Raw genomic sequence first — 15,329 nt, 5'->3', positions numbered from 1 at the left:
GGGTTTCGAAGGCTACGGTAAGGGGCATTGTCATCGAACTGTGACGGCATTCATGCTTAGGTTTCCAACCCGCCATCATCAAACAGCGAAAGCTGCTGGCGATTGGCGGGTTTTGCTTTTTTAGCGCGCTGCTTTGAAGGTCGGCGCTGGCTGGCGAGTTTATCCACAATCGCTTGGCTCGATTCCCTGGCTTCTGGGGTGCGGCGCAGTTCATAGAGCATCTTCTTCCAATGGCGCGCTTCAGCTTCAAAGTCGTTGGGTAGCGGGTAGTGTTCGCCGGGCTGGAAGCCGAAGCGCTTTTGCAGGCTTTCTGGCAGCGTCCAGGGTTTGGCGCGCCATTCTAACGGCAACGGCGCTAGTTCTGGTACCCAGCGGGCGACAAACTCGCCGTCCGGGTCGTTATCTTCTGCTTGTTTGATGGGGTTGTAGACCCGCAACGCGTTGGTGCCTGTGGCGCCCGCCTGCATCTGCACCTGAGGGTAGTGAATGCCCGGTTCATAATCGGTAAATAGCCGCGCAAGGTGCAGGGCGGGCTCATACCAGTGCAGCCCAAGGTTGAACGTAGCGTAAGAGATCAGCATGGCGCGCATGCGAAAGTTGATCCAACCGGTGGCGATCAGGCTGCGCATACAGGCATCCACTAGCGGCATGCCGGTTTGGCCATGTTTCCAGGCGATTAAGTTGGGGTGTTCGGGGTCGCGCTGCCGCAGGCCGCGTAGCGCTGGATGCAGCGTTTGATGCTCAATGCTGGGCTCACTTTCGAGCTTTTGAATAAAGTGGCAGTGCCAGTAAAGCCGCGAAGTGAAAGCGCGCAGCGAGCGTGCCCACTGTGACTCTGCCGCATGTTTTTCACGCTGACGGCGCAGCGACTGCACCACTTCACGCATAGAGAGCGTGCCCCAGGCCAAGTGGGGCGAAAGCCGCGAGCCAAACTCCCAAGCAAGCAACGGCTTAGATAGCGAACCGCGATAGCGCCGCCCGCGCTGGGCGACAAAGCTGCGCCACAGTGCGCGGCCTTCGCTGCGGCCGCCTAACTGGCGCTCGGGGCACGGCGTGGTATCAAACCCCAGGGTTAGGCTGTGGAGCTGATCAACGTCAATATGGTGAAAGGTTTGCCAGCCCTCAGCCGTTTGGGCGTTTTGCGGGGCAGCGGCGGTGGGGGCGGTCATTAGCGTTTCCCAATGCGACTCCCAGCGGCTCTGGTGGCCTGTGCGGCTCGTCAGCCCACGCACCACGCCCTGCTGGCGCGCTTCCAGCCAATTCACGTGGTGTTCTCGACACCATTGATGAACGCACTTATCTCGCTCAAAGCTCCAGGCGTTGCCTGTTTCCTGATGAGCGTGCAGGGTAAATTCGCCGTAATGGGCTTTCAGGGCATTCAGCAAATCGACCATATCGCCTTGCCAAATACACAGCGGCAGGCCCAGTGTTGCGAGTGCGTTGGAAAGATCGATCAGTGAGTCAGCGGCAAACTGCCAGTGGCGCAGGGCGCTATCCGGCGCTTGCCACTGGCCGGGTTCAATGGCAAAGATAGGCAGCACGGGGCCAGCCATGGCAGCGTTGCCGAGCGGCGCATGATCATGGATACGTAAATCGCGTTTGAACCAAACAACCTGAATGGGTGCCTTAGCCATACCTTACCTTGGTGGTTGCGGGCTATTCGCCGCTAAAGCATGACGTTACCATCAAGGTAGCGTTTGCGTAATCAACACAGCAGGATCCAACAGTAGGAGATTAACAGTGTATATCGCCATGAACCGTTTTCGGATTGCCCCAGGCCGCGAAGAGGACTTTTTAGAGGTGTGGCGCAACCGTGATTCTCACTTAGATGAAGTGCCGGGCTTCAAGCAGTTTAAGATGCTGCAAGGCGAAAGCCAGGAAGACCACACCGTGTTTATCTCCCACAGCGTGTGGGAGTCGGAAGAGGCTTTCCGTGACTGGACAAAGTCAGATGCGTTCCGCAAAGCCCACGCCAATGCCAAAGCGCCGGAAGGCATTTACCTTGGCCCGCCCAAGTTTGAGGGTTATGAGGTAGTGCTGTAAGCCATAGGCACTAACGCCAACGCTAGACAACAAGCAAGAGATGCGCGCGTTATCCAAGCGGTATGGATTTATAAGTTCATCACCATCACCAAGCCAATAAGTGCGGCCGCACAGCCCGCTACGACCCACTTGAGCTTGGTGCTCCCCATATTGCCGGTCTCGCCCTCAAATGCGGTCAGCAGAGCATTGACGCGCATTCTGGAGATGAATTTGGATCGAAGTCGCTGATTGCTGACCCGTATACCCCGGTACCAATAGTCGGGGAAGTCGATAAGTGAGGTTGGTATCGCTAGCTTGTCGAGGTTTGGTGCCAGCACCATAAGCTGTGATTCCCTAATAATTAACTCGCTGCGATTGGGAACCAGGGTAGAGACATCCGCTTCCGGTATCTCTATAAATTTCATGGGCTTGCATACGTAGTTGCCCCCTTCCTGCCCCAGCAGGAGTACCGGCACTTGGTGCTCGCCGCACTGAAAGCGCGCCAAGCAGGGGAAGCTGCTGCCCGCGTAGTCTGGCTGAAAGTGGCCATAGCTATTGATAAGGGAACCGGGGAGCAGCCCATCGAGGTCGTCATCGAACAGGCCAAAATCAAAGCTACGGCCTCGCTGGAAGAGTGTCCAGGCAAGATGGTTGACGATGCGTTCGCGCAATATCTCGCTGGCTCGATGGGTACCAATGGTATCTGGAAGTTCTGCATTGGCTTTACATAACGAAATATCGATCCAGTCCGGTGCAAACAGAGCTTTGATGCCCATGGGTGTGGTGAAGGAGATCTTTATTTCCCAGCGCTCAGGGCTGTTGGCAGGCTCGTCATCCAGCCTAGAGGCTTTGATTACGGTCAGGGTGATCTCGTTTGCAGGGGGCACAAAGTCCTGATTCACCATAGCGCGTAGTTGATTGAAGGCGGTGAGGCGATCCGCATCAATCAGGTTACTTTGATAGCTACGCTCTGGAGTGGTTGGCATCTCCGGCTCTCCGTCCCAGCTCGGCAGCAGTGGCACCCTCATACGCTCGAAAAATGCTTGAGCGCTGGGAGATAACGTACTTAGTGCCTTTGCATTATCCGGTAGGTTCGGGAACAGGGGATTGCTCCAGTCTAACTGATCATCAAATACGTGCAGCGATTCGATTTGGCTCAGATCGCGGTCAGGATCGTACTCCAGCTCGATGTCCAGCCAATACTGGACGGAGCCGTATGGCAAGGTTGCAGCCTTACTAACCGACTCGAAAGGGAAGGCTTCGGCTTGGTAGATGACTTCTTTACCCTGCAAGTCTTGCACGATAGCCGTTACCCCCAATATCGACATGCTCGGCTCTACGATATGCAGAGTTGTCTGCCCATCGCTCAGGTGGATACCGAAATGATAGAGATGAGCATTGCGAGCCAGCTCGGCAAGCGACAGTGACTTGACTACCATCTCCGTGCCTTCTTCAAGCGGTGCGCTGGTAAACAAGGTGTGTAGAACTTCAGCATTGGTGGAAGCTGCGTAGCAGCGCTGCTGGCCGATTTGAATCACCGCTGGCTGCTCATGGCCGGAAGCGTGGCGCAAAAAGGCCACACAGAGATCGCTGCCAGCCCAATGCAGCAGCTTGCGTTTGTTTGCCGTGGACAGATCCTGCTGGAATTCAGTGAAAGAGAAGGGCGTAGATATGGCTGTGGTCATAATTCATCATCCTTGATACGGAAGGCATGCTGTCTAGGCGTGTTGTCAAAAATAGTGCCGAAGAGGGGCAACCAGAGGCAGATACTCGTACGGCTGGCGTATTTAGAGCGGCTTAGTTTACCTAAGTAAGTTGTAATTTTCCCTGCGGCGGAGCTCATAATCGCCAGAGTGAGGATCTGTTCTGAGCTGGGCGGCTGTTAAGTGCTAACTAAGGTCGGTAAAAACTTAAAACAGCGCCAAGCCAATAGACAGCAATACGCTGTAAAGCAGCGTCGAAATGGCGGTTTTCTTCAGCATGCCGGTCAGAATCTCGCCATCGCGGGTATGGCGAAGTGTTCTGGCGGCATCCGTCAGTGGCTTGGCCACCAGCAGGCAGCTCCAGCTCAACCAGGGAGCGGGGAGGGCTAAGAGATAAACCACAGTGAGAAGCAGCGCCAGTCCCAATAATGCCCAGTGGTAGTTAATCGCGTTCTCGCGGCCCAACCGCACCGCCAGGGTAATCTTGCCGTTGCGTGCATCGCTTTCGATATCGCGCACGTTATTCACATTGAGCACGGCGGTGGCCAGCAGCCCACACGCCGCGGCGGGTAGTAACGGTAACCAACTGAGTTGCTGCGTATAGAGGTAGTAAGTGCCCAGAACGCCTAAAAGGCCGAAAAATATAAAGACGGAAATATCCCCCAGCCCCCGATATCCATAAGGTATTCCGCCCAACCCAACGGTATAGGTCACCGCAGCCATTAGTGCCGCCGCCCCTAACAGTATAAAAGTGAGAATCTGCCCCCACTGGCTGCCAAAGGCAGTGACCAGCAATAACAGCCCTAACAGCGCTGCTACGATTGCCGTAATGACCATCCCTGTGCGCATTGCCTGTGGCGTTAGCAAGCCTGAAGAGACCGCCCGCACCGGCCCAATGCGTGCCTGATCATCAGCGCCGGAAGCCGCGTCGCCATAGTCATTAGCGAGATTAGAGAGTATCTGTAGCGCAATGGCCGTCAGCAGGGCGAGCAAAAGCACCGTGCCATTAAAGGCATCCACGCTAGCCGCTAGCCCACTGCCCAATAGAATAGAAGCGCATGCCAATGGGAGAGTTCGGGGGCGAGCGGCTAGCAACCAGGCTTGGTAGTGGCGGCGTTTAGCGGGTGATTCCATTACGTCATTGTTCCTATTGACTATTTTCATTTAAAAAGCTGATGGCAGTTTGCCGCATTTAGGCTCGGTAGATCAGTATCCGCGGTTGCCGAGACACTTCTCCACAAAGAACACAATACTTCTCTGATGCTTGACCTGAATCAAGCTCGCGCCGATCAATGCTGGCACGCTACCTCAATGCTCCTAGAGTGATGTGAATGCAGGTCGTTGCCTGCCAAGGAGCCCAATCCATGTTCCCCGAACCTTGCCACCATCCCTATGTTTGATGTTAGCACCTGGGAGCTGTTGGTTGTTTGTCTGATCACCTTGATCGTCGTCGGCCCGCACCGTCTGCCAAGGGTCATCTACACCCTGGGCCTGTGGGCCAGCAAGTTGCGAACCTGTTGCCTCGACTTGAACCGACAGTTCCAGCGCGAAGCCCTGGCTGAGGAAGTGCAGCAACTTCGTCAACGTTTGGAGCAGGCAAGAAGCGATACCGAGTGCAGCCTGCTGGACACAGTAGATATCGACAGGGAATACAGGCAGCCGCGGGCTGTTGCAACGTCAGCACTGGGTGATGCCCCTATCCGCAATGGAGTCGAAATGAATCAGCAACCCTTCAGCAATGGATCAACCTGTCAGACACCGACGCTGACGCGCGTCGCTGCGGGAAGGGCAGCAGCGAACGGGGTTACCTATCAGTCTGACGGGGTTGTGGCGCTGATCAGTGACCGCGCATCGACGCTGCTGGCACTCGCCAGTGATTTTACCCAGGGGAGCATCATTGCCATAGCGCCGGGGCTGGCGGCCAGCCGAACTCCCGAGAGCTGGACGGTGGTCGACACCGCGCAGTTACACATCGAGGGATGGCTGGGCGATTTTCGTATCGAAACGGCGATGACGGAAACCAACGCCTCCCACTCTCTGACCGCCGATATCATCATTGATCTCTCGACTCGCCCGCTACTCGCACGCTCGGTTCATCCCCCAGGCTATTTGCATGCCGATGCGTCGGTCATGCCGTCGGATCTCGCCGCCCAGGCAGGCGATCTGGTGGGTACGTTCGAGAAACCCCGCTACTTCAACTACTCAGCGGAAATCTGTGCCCACGAGATCGCCGGGCAGACGGGCTGCACGCGCTGCCTGGATGTCTGTGGCGCTGACGCTATCCGCTCCGAAGGCGCCCTGATTCGTGTCGAACCTCACCTCTGTCAGGGGTGCAGCGCCTGTACGCTGGCCTGCCCAACGGGGGCCCTGAGCGTCGCCGAGCCCGGTCGGCTCGATCTGCTGGAGCGCATGAACAGTGTTATCAAGGCGTTCGAATCGCCCCCGTCGACACTGCATGTGGTGGCAGGAGGTGTCAGTCCCGATTGCGACGCCAGTGAGTCACTCGGCTCGCATGCTGTTCTGGAGGCGCCGGTGATCGCTGCCTTTGGTGAGGAACTCTGGCTGGCTGCGCTAGCCCGTGGCGTCAAGCGCGTGGTGCTGTCGCCCGAAGCCGGGCTGCCCGATGACACTCGTCAACTGCTGGATAAGCGTCTGGCCGAGATCGCCTGCATCACCGAGGCCATGGGGCTGGGACAAGACGCTATCAGCATCGGCAGCGATCGCCATCAACATGAACTCGAGCCTGGCATCGCCAGGTTCCAGCACATGCTCAACGAGCCTCTTGTGCTCTCACAGGATTCACGCAAGCGTGAGCTGCTCAATGCCGCCCTGCGTCGTTGGCAGGAAGCCCTGATGCCTGGCGACCAGCAACCTCTTGAATTGCCGGTCGGATCGCCGCTCGGCGGGATTTCAGTCGACCTTCAAAACTGCGTCATGTGCTCGGTATGCGCCCATTCCTGCCCGACGGCTTCGATTCGCTATGGTGAGAACGAGCATACTGCCCGACTGGAACTCGCCGAGGCTAACTGTATTCAGTGCGGTCTCTGCGAACGACTCTGCCCGGAGGACGCCATCACCCTGCAACCTCGACTGGCCAGCGCGGCACAACGCTATCGCTGGCAGCCTCTCAATGAAGTAGTGCTTGCCACCTGTGACGCCTGCGGCAGCTCGCACATGCCGGTGACGCTGCTGGACTCGATGATCGCAAAGCTCGCTTCGGCGACCGGGGCCGCCGATATCGAACGACAATTTCGCCGCTGTCCCGCCTGTCGACACGGCCAATGACTGCGGGTAGCAGCAGACAAAACAACCCTCACCATCACAAAGAGGTCGATCATGGATACGTCATCCTTCTCTGAGACACAGTTCTATGAGATACAGCCCGGCATTATCTGGGACGCGCGGGTTGCCTGGGATCTGTCCCTGGGCGGCCTCGGCGTTGGCGCTTTCCTGCTCGCCTTCCTGCTCTGGTGCCTGGCGGATCGTCGCTATCGGCCCCTGGCCCAAACAGCCGCGGTGATTGCCCCGGTAGCGGTGGCCATCGGCCTGACCCTGCTGTTTTCGAAACTCGGCTACAAGTTCCACGTCTATCAGATGGGGCTTAATTTCGCCCCGACCTCGATCATGTGGTGGGGCGCTTTGCTGCAGGGCGCCTTCGTGGGCTTGAGCGCCATTTTTGCCTTTCGATTGCTGCTCCCCAACGTCTCCCTGCTCGACTGGCTGAGTGCACGACGGGTGGGCTGGGTCGCGGTTCCTCTCGCGGTGCTCACTGGCCTCTATCACGGTGTGCTGCTGGCGGTGATTTCCTCGCACCCGCTGTGGGCCACGGGCCAGATGGTCATCGCCTCTGTGCTGCTTTTCATGATCACCGGGAGCGCTGGAGCCCTGCTGGTGCACATGATTCGCACCGCCCTCCTGGGAGCCCGTTCGGAGGAGGGGAGCCTGAAAGACTATTGGGCAGGGTTGCGTCCGTTGGTTCTGGTCATGCTGGTGTCGACGGCTCTGTTGCTGGTCACTCTACTGGCCTGGTGGATGGATCTCCGCTTCGGCCCAACGCGCGATCAGGAGGTGATAACTGCCGTGCTGGCGACCTATGGCAGCCTCATTACCCTGGCCATCACTGCACTGGTCGGAGCCCTGGCCCTATGCGTCGCCGCCTTGCTGGCGGGTCTACGTGGCCGTTCCTTGCCAGCCTTTGCCACCGCCATCCTCTGCGTGCTGATGCTGGGGGGCGGTTTTGCCATCCGTTACGTAGCGGTACTGGGCGGACAGCTGAGCCCGCCGGTCTCGACGCTGGCCACTTTATCCTGAGGAGTTTTTCCATGACGGATCAGATCCCGACATCCAAACATGATGACGCTTGGCAGATTTCTCGCCGAGGCTTTCTTCAGGGCAGCGCCGGTACCGTCGCCGCTGCGGCAGGGGGCCCGGCACTGAGTTTATTCTCGACAGCCAGCGCCCAGGCACAACCTCCGGAAGCCGCTGGAAAATGGATGCCCTCTACCTGCCAGGGCTGCACGAGCTGGTGCCCGGTACAGATCAAGGTGGTCGACGGCCGCGCCGTTCATATGCGTGGCAATCCGCTGGCCAAGGCCAACCACGGCAAAATCTGTCCACGCCCGCACCTGGCGTTGCAACAAGTCTATGACCCCGATCGAGTCCGTCAGCCGATGAAGCGCACCAATCCTGAAAAGGGGCGCGGTAAGGATCCAGGCTTCGTGCCGATTTCCTGGGACGAGGCGATGGACATGCTCGCCGACAAGATCATGGAGCTGCGCGATGCCGGGGAGCCCGAGAAGTTTGCGCTCTTCCGCGGCCGCTATACCTACCTGCGCGATATCCTCTACTCCGCCGTGCCGAGGATCATCGGCAGCCCGAATAATATCAGTCACTCGGCCATCTGCGCCGAGGCCGAGAAGTTCGGCCCCTACTATGTGGAGGGCCAGTGGGACTATCGGGACTATGACCTGGAGCACACCCGTTATGTGCTCTGCTGGGGCGCCGACCCGGTGAGTTCCAATCGGCAGGTGCCCCACGCCATCAATTTCTGGGGCAACATGAGCGACAATGCCACCGTGGCCGTCGTCGACCCACGGCTGTCCGCCACCGCCGCGAAAGCCGATGAATGGTTGCCGGTGATCCCCGGGGAGGATAGCGCGCTGGCGGTGGCCATGGCTCACGTCATCCTCGCCGAAGGCGTCTGGAACAAGGCCTTCGTCGGAGATTTCATCGATGGCGAAAACCGCTTTGTGGCGGGACAGGCCGTCGACGAGAGCCAGGCTACGGTGCCGATATTCAACGAGATCCATACCCATGGCGTGGTTCAGTGGTGGAATATCGAGCTCAAGGATCGCACCCCGGAGTGGGCGGCAGAGCGCACCGGCATTCCCGCAGAACAAATTCGGCGTGTGGCGCTGGGGTTCGCCGCTGCCGGTTCGCGGGCCATCAGTTGGCTGTCTCCCGGTGCCTCCATGCAGGCCCGTGGTGGCTATTCATCCATGGCCACCCATGCCCTCAACGGCCTGGTGGGTTCCATTGATGCCAAAGGAGGCGTGGTCGCCAAGGTCAAGGATCCTACCGGCGATATACCCGACCTGACGGCCTATCAGGACGAGCTGGCTGCCAGCCATAGCAAGTACGACAAGATCGATCAGCGCGGCACCCTGGCCTTCCCATCACTCAACGGCGGCAAGAGCGGGGGCGGTGTGGTAACCAATGCCGCCGCCGATGGCATGCTCGCCAAGAGTCCCAACGAGATTAAGGTGGCCATCGCCTACTGGTCGAATTTCGGCTTCTCCACCTCCGGCTCCTACCGTTGGGAGCAGGCGTTGTCGGAGCTTCCCTTCTTTGTGCACCTGACCACCAATGCCTCGGAAATGTCGATGTTCGCAGACCTGGTTCTGCCCGCCGCTCACCAGCTGTTCGAGAAGTGGGGATTCATCAAGAACAAGCAGAATCTGCACAGCTATGTCTCGCTGAATCAGCGGGTGCTTGAGCCGCTTTGGGATGTAAAGCAGGACGAGACGGAAGTGCCCTTCATGCTGGCGGAGAAACTGGCCGAGCGGGGCTTCGATAATCTCTATCGCTACTACACCGAGGCCTTCGCTGATCCGGAAACCGGTGCGGCGCCGACCAATGGCGAGGAATTTACCGAATACGCCCTGAAGATGCTGACGCGCGGCTGCTGGGACAGCACCCACCCGGATTATGGCCGGTATGGCGACAGGCTCGAGGGCTGGGAAGACTTCAAGGAGAAGGGCGTCTGGAATTCCCATCGCTATGAATATGGTCAGCGTATCGACAACTTTGCCACCCAGACAGGCAAGGTCGAGTTCTACAGCGAAACACTCAAGGCCGCTCTGCAGGGGCATGCCGACCGTCATGCCACCACAGTAGACAAGGTACTTGAGGCAACCAACTATGTCGGTCGCGGAGAACTTGCCTTCGTTCCCCACTTCGAACCTGCTCTTCGCCATGGTGACGAGGCCGAATACCCCTTCATCTTTTTTGAACACCGTTCTCGCTTGAACCGCGAAGGGCGCTCGGCCAACTGTACCTGGTACCAGGCGCACAAGAACGTCGACCCAGGTGACGAGAACTGGAGTGACGTACTCAAAATGAACCCGGTCGATGCAGACGCCCTTGGGCTGCACGACGGCGACAGGGTCAAAGTCACCTCGACGACGGGTTCAATCACCGTTCAGTTGAAGCGCTGGGAAGGGCTCAGGCCGGGCACGGTGGCGAAATGCTATGGCCAGGGCCACTGGGCCTATGGCCGGGTCGCCGCTGCCAACTTCGCCGAGCATGTGCCGCTTGGCGGCAACAACAACGAAATTCTGTACCCTGAGTTCGAGCGCCTCAGCGGCTCGACCGCCCGCCACGGTGGACAATCACGCGTCAAGATCGAGCGGGTCTAACCCCTGGCACTGGAGGCTAGTATATGAGCGACAAGCGTTATGCCATGGTGATCGACCTGCATCGCTGCGTTGGCTGTGCGGCTTGCGACATCGCCTGCAAGAGCGAGAACAACGTGCCAGTGGAGTTTCATTGGTCGAATCACATCATCGAGACTTCCGGTACCTTCCCGGATACCCGTTACAACTACATCCCGACACTCTGTAACCACTGTGAAAATGCGCCCTGTGTCACTAACTGCCCGACCACGGCGATGCATAAGAGTGAGGATGGGCTGACCCTGCATGACCCCGACAAGTGCATCGGCTGCCGCCTGTGTCAATTGTCCTGTCCCTATGGCGTCATCTGGTTCAACAAGGAAGATCCTCACCAGAACTTTATGCGCGACAGCGAGCCGGCCATACCGGGGGGCACCTCGACCGGCCAGGAGGTCGCCCAGGCGGCTGATGCGCCGATTCCTTACTACAACCCCGCAAGGGCCACGACCTATCAGGGTATTCGTGATCGCGGCATGGTCGAAAAGTGCACCTTCTGTGACCACCGTCTTGCAGTGGGTGAGGATCCCGCCTGCGTGGTCGCCTGCCCCGCGGATGCCCGCATCTTTGGTGACCTGAACGACCTGGAAAGCCCGCCCAGCAAGGCTCTGGCCAAGTACACCCCACGGGTGCTCCAACGGGATCAGGGAACAAAGCCTCACGTCTTCTATATCCGCAACTTCAATAAATGACGCTGACTCTCTTGAAGACGAAGCTCAGACGAAACCGTATCGCACCTGGGCCAGGAGTTTGCATCTTGTTGAGAAAGGTATTTAGACAAGACAAATATGCGGCGCTAGTAATGCTTTCAGAGCAGGCGAATTATGCGATTTAACCCTATTGAAGCCCTCAGGCAGCAGCTTGATACGCTTTGCCATGCCGATAAAACAGGGTTTATCCGCCTAACTACTCCCTGTCAGGTAGATAACCTGATGGGGTGGCTAAACGTGCAGAGCGTTTATCCTCGTCTCTATTGGCAGGCGCGTGATACGCATGCCGTTGAGTGCGCGGCTTTGGGGGCGGTTAAAGCGTTTGATTCGCCAGCGGCGCTGCAGGCGGATCTTGCCGCGCTGGCCGATGCTGGCGGCCAACAGCCAGACTATTTTGGCGGCATGGCCTTTGACCCTGGTGCGCCGGGGTGGGAGCACTTTCCCGTCTGTCACTTTGTGTTGCCCCGCATCGAACTTAAGCGTGATCAAAGCGGCGCGACGCTGTCGCTTAATCTGCGTTTCGACGACCGTGGCCCGACTGCCGAAATCGCCCAGGCTTATGCCTGTTTGGACGCCTTGGTAGAAGAACAGCCGTTGCCTCACCTGCAGCCCCTTGTTTACCAGCGTGAAGACCACCCTAGCCAACAAGAGTGGGTGGCGTGGGTGGGAAAGGTAACGCACCCCGACCACCTTATGCATACGCCCAAGGTGGTGCTTTCCCGTGAAACATGTCTGGCAACACCGGAAACTCCCAATCCCTGGGCGCTGCTGTCGCGCTGGCAGGCGGGGGCCGCCGACTGTTTTCATTTTGGTGTTCAGTTGACACCCCATGAGGCCTTTATCGGCTGCCCACCGGAGCGGCTGTATCAGCGCGAAGGCCGGCATTTAATCACCGAAGCATTGGCGGGCACCACGCGCCGTGGGCGGGATGCCGAGCAAGATCTAGTGCTTGCCGATGAGTTGCTGGCGGATAAGAAAAACACGCTGGAAAACCAGTGTGTTTATCAGCAACTGTTGTCCCAGCTTGAGCCCCTTGCCCATCACATTCAGATGGGCGAGGCGCATACGGTTAAGCTGCGCTCGGTGCAGCATATACGGCGTTTGATTCATGCTGAACTTCATTACAGCGTCACCGACCAGCAACTGCTTTCAGTGCTGCCGCCTACACCGGCGGTGGGCGGTGTTCCCCGCGAGTCGGCGCTAGCGTTTATCCGTCAGCACGAGCGTCATCAGCGCGGCTGGTACTCAGGTGTGTTTGGTAGAATCAGCCACGCCAGCAGCGATCTGGCGGTGGCTATTCGCTGCGCCCATATCGGCCCACAAGCGATTCGCCTTTATGCCGGTGCAGGTATTGTGGCGGGCTCCCAGCCACATGAGGAGTGGCAGGAGCTGGATACCAAAATCGCCGATATTATGTCGCTGCTAGGAATGGGATAACGTACATGGCAACACCTGTATCGAGCGGTTTTGCGCGAGAGCATGCCACCTTTAATCACGTTTGGGCGGCACTAATGCTGGAGGAGCTCTACCGCTTAGGCGTGCGCGACGTGGTGCTGGCGCCGGGCTCGCGTTCGTCGCCTTTAACGATGGCCGCCAGTGAGCATGCCGATTTACGTTGCCACTGCCATTTTGATGAGCGCGGGCTGGGGTTTATGTCCCTCGGCATTGCCCGAGGCAGTCAGCGGCCGGTAGCCATTATCACCACCTCTGGCACCGCCGTGGCGAACCTCTACCCGGCGGTGGTAGAGGCGAATCTGCTCGGCGTGCCGCTGATAGTGCTTTCTGCCGACCGCCCCGTTGAACTACTGGATAACGGTAGCAACCAGGCCATTGACCAGCGGGATGTATTCTCCCGTCACACGATTTTTCACCACGACCTGCCACCCCCAGATACTGAAATAAAAGCAGCGTTTCTACTCAGTACGATTGATCAAGCGATAGATCAGCAGTGCCGCACTCCAGGGCCCCTCCATATTAACTGCCGTTACCGTGAGCCTCTTTACCCCGGCACCTGCTTAATGGATGCCAGCGACTATCTCGCCCCTCTAGGGCGCTGGCTGATGGCTTCAAAACCGTGGAGTGATTGGCCATGGGGAGATGAGCAGACCAGCACTATCATTCCAGCGCTCAACAACGAGTGGGAAGCGTTTGCCCAGCAGCGGGGCCTGATTGTTGTAGGTAGCGTTGGTGACCTCCAACAGGCGCAGCAGGTGGTTGAGTTATCCAAGCAGCTGGGCTGGCCATTGTTGGCGGATGTGCAGAGCCAGGTGCGTTTTGACCCTCATAACCTGATTCATTTTGATCTGGCGCTGCATGACGAACGTTTTAGCGCGGAACTGGCTAAGGCAGAAGTGCTGCTGCAGTTTGGCGGCCGGTTAATCTCCAAGCGTTTAACCCAGTTTATTGCCCAGCAGCCCTGGCAGGATGTCTGGTTGGTTGACCCACTGCCCCAGCGGCTGGATCCCGACTACTGCGTTAAACGCCGTTTGATAGCCTCACCTGCTGACTTTATCGCAGCGTTGCCAGCGCACTCTGAACAATCGCCTTGGCATCAGTTGGATAGCCTTCAACGCCGCACTAGCCAGTTGGTGGAAGATCGGTGTACGACATTCTCAGAGCTGGGTGTTTGCCACCAGCTCGCGCAGTTGGCGGAAGGACAGTTGTTTATCGGCAACAGCCTGCCTGCACGGTTGATGAATATGCTGGGTACACATCGCCAAACGCCCTTGCAGGTATTCGCCAATCGCGGTGCCTCCGGTATTGATGGCCTGATCGCCACGGCCTATGGCATTAGCTGCACATGCTCGCAACCCACGACGATTGTGCTGGGCGATACCAGCGCGCTGCATGACCTCAACAGCTTGGCGTTGCTGAAACAGGCCACCCAGCCGCTGGTGGTGGTGATCCTCAATAATGACGGCGGCAGTATTTTTCATATGCTGCCGGTGCCCAAAGAGGGTGAGCTGCTGGAGCGTTACTATCGCCAGCCCCATGGCTTGGGTTTCGAACATGCGGCGAAGATGTTTGGGCTTGGCTATGCGGCACCGAGCTCATTGGAGGCCTTCATGGCGGCTTATACCCAGGCGTTAGAGGTGGGCGTTACACTGATCGAGGTTAACGTACCCCATCAGCAGGTCGCCGATGATCTCAAGGCGCTTGGCGCAGCGATTCGAGGGGAGCCGCGTGAGCCGTAAACCTCTGCAGCAGGCGCCAACCCTGGTACTGCTACACGGCTTGTTGGGCGATCGCCAAGACTGGGGAGAGGTTCTCGCCGGCTTGGATGGTATCAATTGCCTAGCGCTGGACTTGCCAGGCCACGGTCAAAATCACCAGGTACAGGTAGCCTCTTTCCAGGCGTTTCACGACTGGCTTGGCGATACGCTGATAAGCCACGGTGTAAGCCGTTACTGCCTGCTGGGCTACTCCCTGGGCGGGCGTTTGGCGCTGTACCATGCCAGCCGAAAACCGCCGGGTCTGGAAGCGCTCTGGCTGGAGAGTGCCCACCCAGGGCTGCCAACCAGTGAGCGCTCGAATCGCATTGCCCATGATGAAAAGTGGGCCAGACGCTTTGAACAGGAGCCGCTGAAAGACGTGCTTGCCGACTGGTATCAGCAGCCGGTATTTGCCGATCTCACCGAAGCGAAACGTCATCGGCAGATTCACCGTCGACTGGCTAATCACGGGCCAGCCGTCGCTGCGATGCTGCGGGCAACGTCGCTCGGTCATCAGCCCTCGCTATGGAATTGGCTGGAAAATACCTCACTACCGGTCAGCTATTTTTCGGGCCAGCGAGACGCCAAGTTCCACACCCTGGCGACTCATCTAACAAAGATGGCCCCGCGCCTGCGCCATATCACGCTGGAAGGGGGCCACAATCTTCATATTGAGCAACCAGAGGCGTTCTCACAGCCGCTCAACGACTGGTACCGCACGCTAGGCTAATG

General features: G+C 58.2%; 11 protein-coding genes. 8 read left to right on the top strand and 3 right to left on the bottom strand.

The window, feature by feature from the left end:
* Positions 1-56: 56 nt before the first annotated feature.
* A complete protein-coding gene (locus QT231_RS07970) occupies positions 57-1,634 on the bottom strand; it encodes an FAD-binding domain-containing protein (protein ID WP_308336384.1) in 1,578 nt (525 codons plus the stop codon).
* A 106-nt stretch (positions 1,635-1,740) separates the two neighbouring features.
* Here QT231_RS07970 and QT231_RS07965 point away from each other — a divergent pair, with 106 nt between their 5' ends.
* The gene (locus QT231_RS07965) at positions 1,741-2,043 is read left to right on the top strand and encodes an antibiotic biosynthesis monooxygenase (protein ID WP_035560873.1); all 303 of its coding nucleotides are present in this window, start codon (positions 1,741-1,743) and stop codon (positions 2,041-2,043) included.
* A gap of 68 nt (positions 2,044-2,111) precedes the next feature.
* On the opposite strand, the gene QT231_RS07960 is transcribed toward QT231_RS07965, so the two are convergent.
* Together QT231_RS07960 and QT231_RS07955 are read right to left on the bottom strand one after the other, a co-directional pair.
* Entirely contained in the window at positions 2,112-3,707 is a 1,596-nt protein-coding gene (locus QT231_RS07960; RefSeq protein WP_308336383.1) for a hypothetical protein, read from the bottom strand.
* Between the two features lie 225 nt (positions 3,708-3,932).
* Positions 3,933-4,859, bottom strand: a complete 927-nt coding sequence (locus tag QT231_RS07955) for a 1,4-dihydroxy-2-naphthoate polyprenyltransferase (protein WP_308336382.1) — start codon at positions 4,857-4,859, stop codon at positions 3,933-3,935.
* A 372-nt stretch (positions 4,860-5,231) separates the two neighbouring features.
* On the opposite strand from QT231_RS07955, the gene QT231_RS07950 reads away from it, so the two are divergent.
* The 7 genes from QT231_RS07950 to menH all read left to right on the top strand — a co-directional run bounded on the left by QT231_RS07950 (position 5,232) and on the right by menH (position 15,327).
* Complete coding sequence (locus QT231_RS07950; protein WP_308336381.1) at positions 5,232-7,010, top strand: 4Fe-4S binding protein; 1,779 nt, start codon at positions 5,232-5,234, stop codon at positions 7,008-7,010.
* A gap of 51 nt (positions 7,011-7,061) precedes the next feature.
* Complete coding sequence (gene nrfD, locus QT231_RS07945; RefSeq protein WP_308336380.1) at positions 7,062-8,036, top strand: NrfD/PsrC family molybdoenzyme membrane anchor subunit; 975 nt, start codon at positions 7,062-7,064, stop codon at positions 8,034-8,036.
* An 11-nt stretch (positions 8,037-8,047) separates the two neighbouring features.
* Entirely contained in the window at positions 8,048-10,642 is a 2,595-nt protein-coding gene (locus QT231_RS07940) for a molybdopterin-dependent oxidoreductase (RefSeq protein ID WP_308336379.1), read from the top strand.
* Positions 10,643-10,665: 23 nt separating this feature from the next.
* Positions 10,666-11,367 (top strand): 4Fe-4S dicluster domain-containing protein, encoded by a 702-nt coding sequence (locus QT231_RS07935; protein WP_308336378.1) that lies wholly within the window; start codon positions 10,666-10,668, stop codon positions 11,365-11,367.
* Between the two features lie 132 nt (positions 11,368-11,499).
* Positions 11,500-12,822, top strand: a complete 1,323-nt coding sequence (locus QT231_RS07930) for an isochorismate synthase (RefSeq protein ID WP_308336377.1) — start codon at positions 11,500-11,502, stop codon at positions 12,820-12,822.
* 5 nt (positions 12,823-12,827) lie between these two features.
* Positions 12,828-14,579 carry a 2-succinyl-5-enolpyruvyl-6-hydroxy-3-cyclohexene-1-carboxylic-acid synthase gene (menD, locus tag QT231_RS07925; RefSeq protein WP_308336376.1) on the top strand — a complete coding sequence of 584 codons (1,752 nt, stop codon included), beginning with the start codon at positions 12,828-12,830 and terminating at the stop codon, positions 14,577-14,579.
* Positions 14,569-15,327, top strand: a complete 759-nt coding sequence (menH, locus tag QT231_RS07920; protein WP_308336375.1) for a 2-succinyl-6-hydroxy-2,4-cyclohexadiene-1-carboxylate synthase — start codon at positions 14,569-14,571, stop codon at positions 15,325-15,327. The genes menD and menH overlap by 11 nt, the downstream gene beginning before the upstream one ends.
* The last annotated feature ends 2 nt before the right edge of the window (positions 15,328-15,329 follow it).

Source organism: Halomonas sp. SpR1 (genome assembly GCF_031010175.1).
Lineage (GTDB): Bacteria > Pseudomonadota > Gammaproteobacteria > Pseudomonadales > Halomonadaceae > Vreelandella.
Note: the sequence above shows the minus strand (reverse complement) of the source record. Positions and strands in the feature narration are given on the sequence as shown.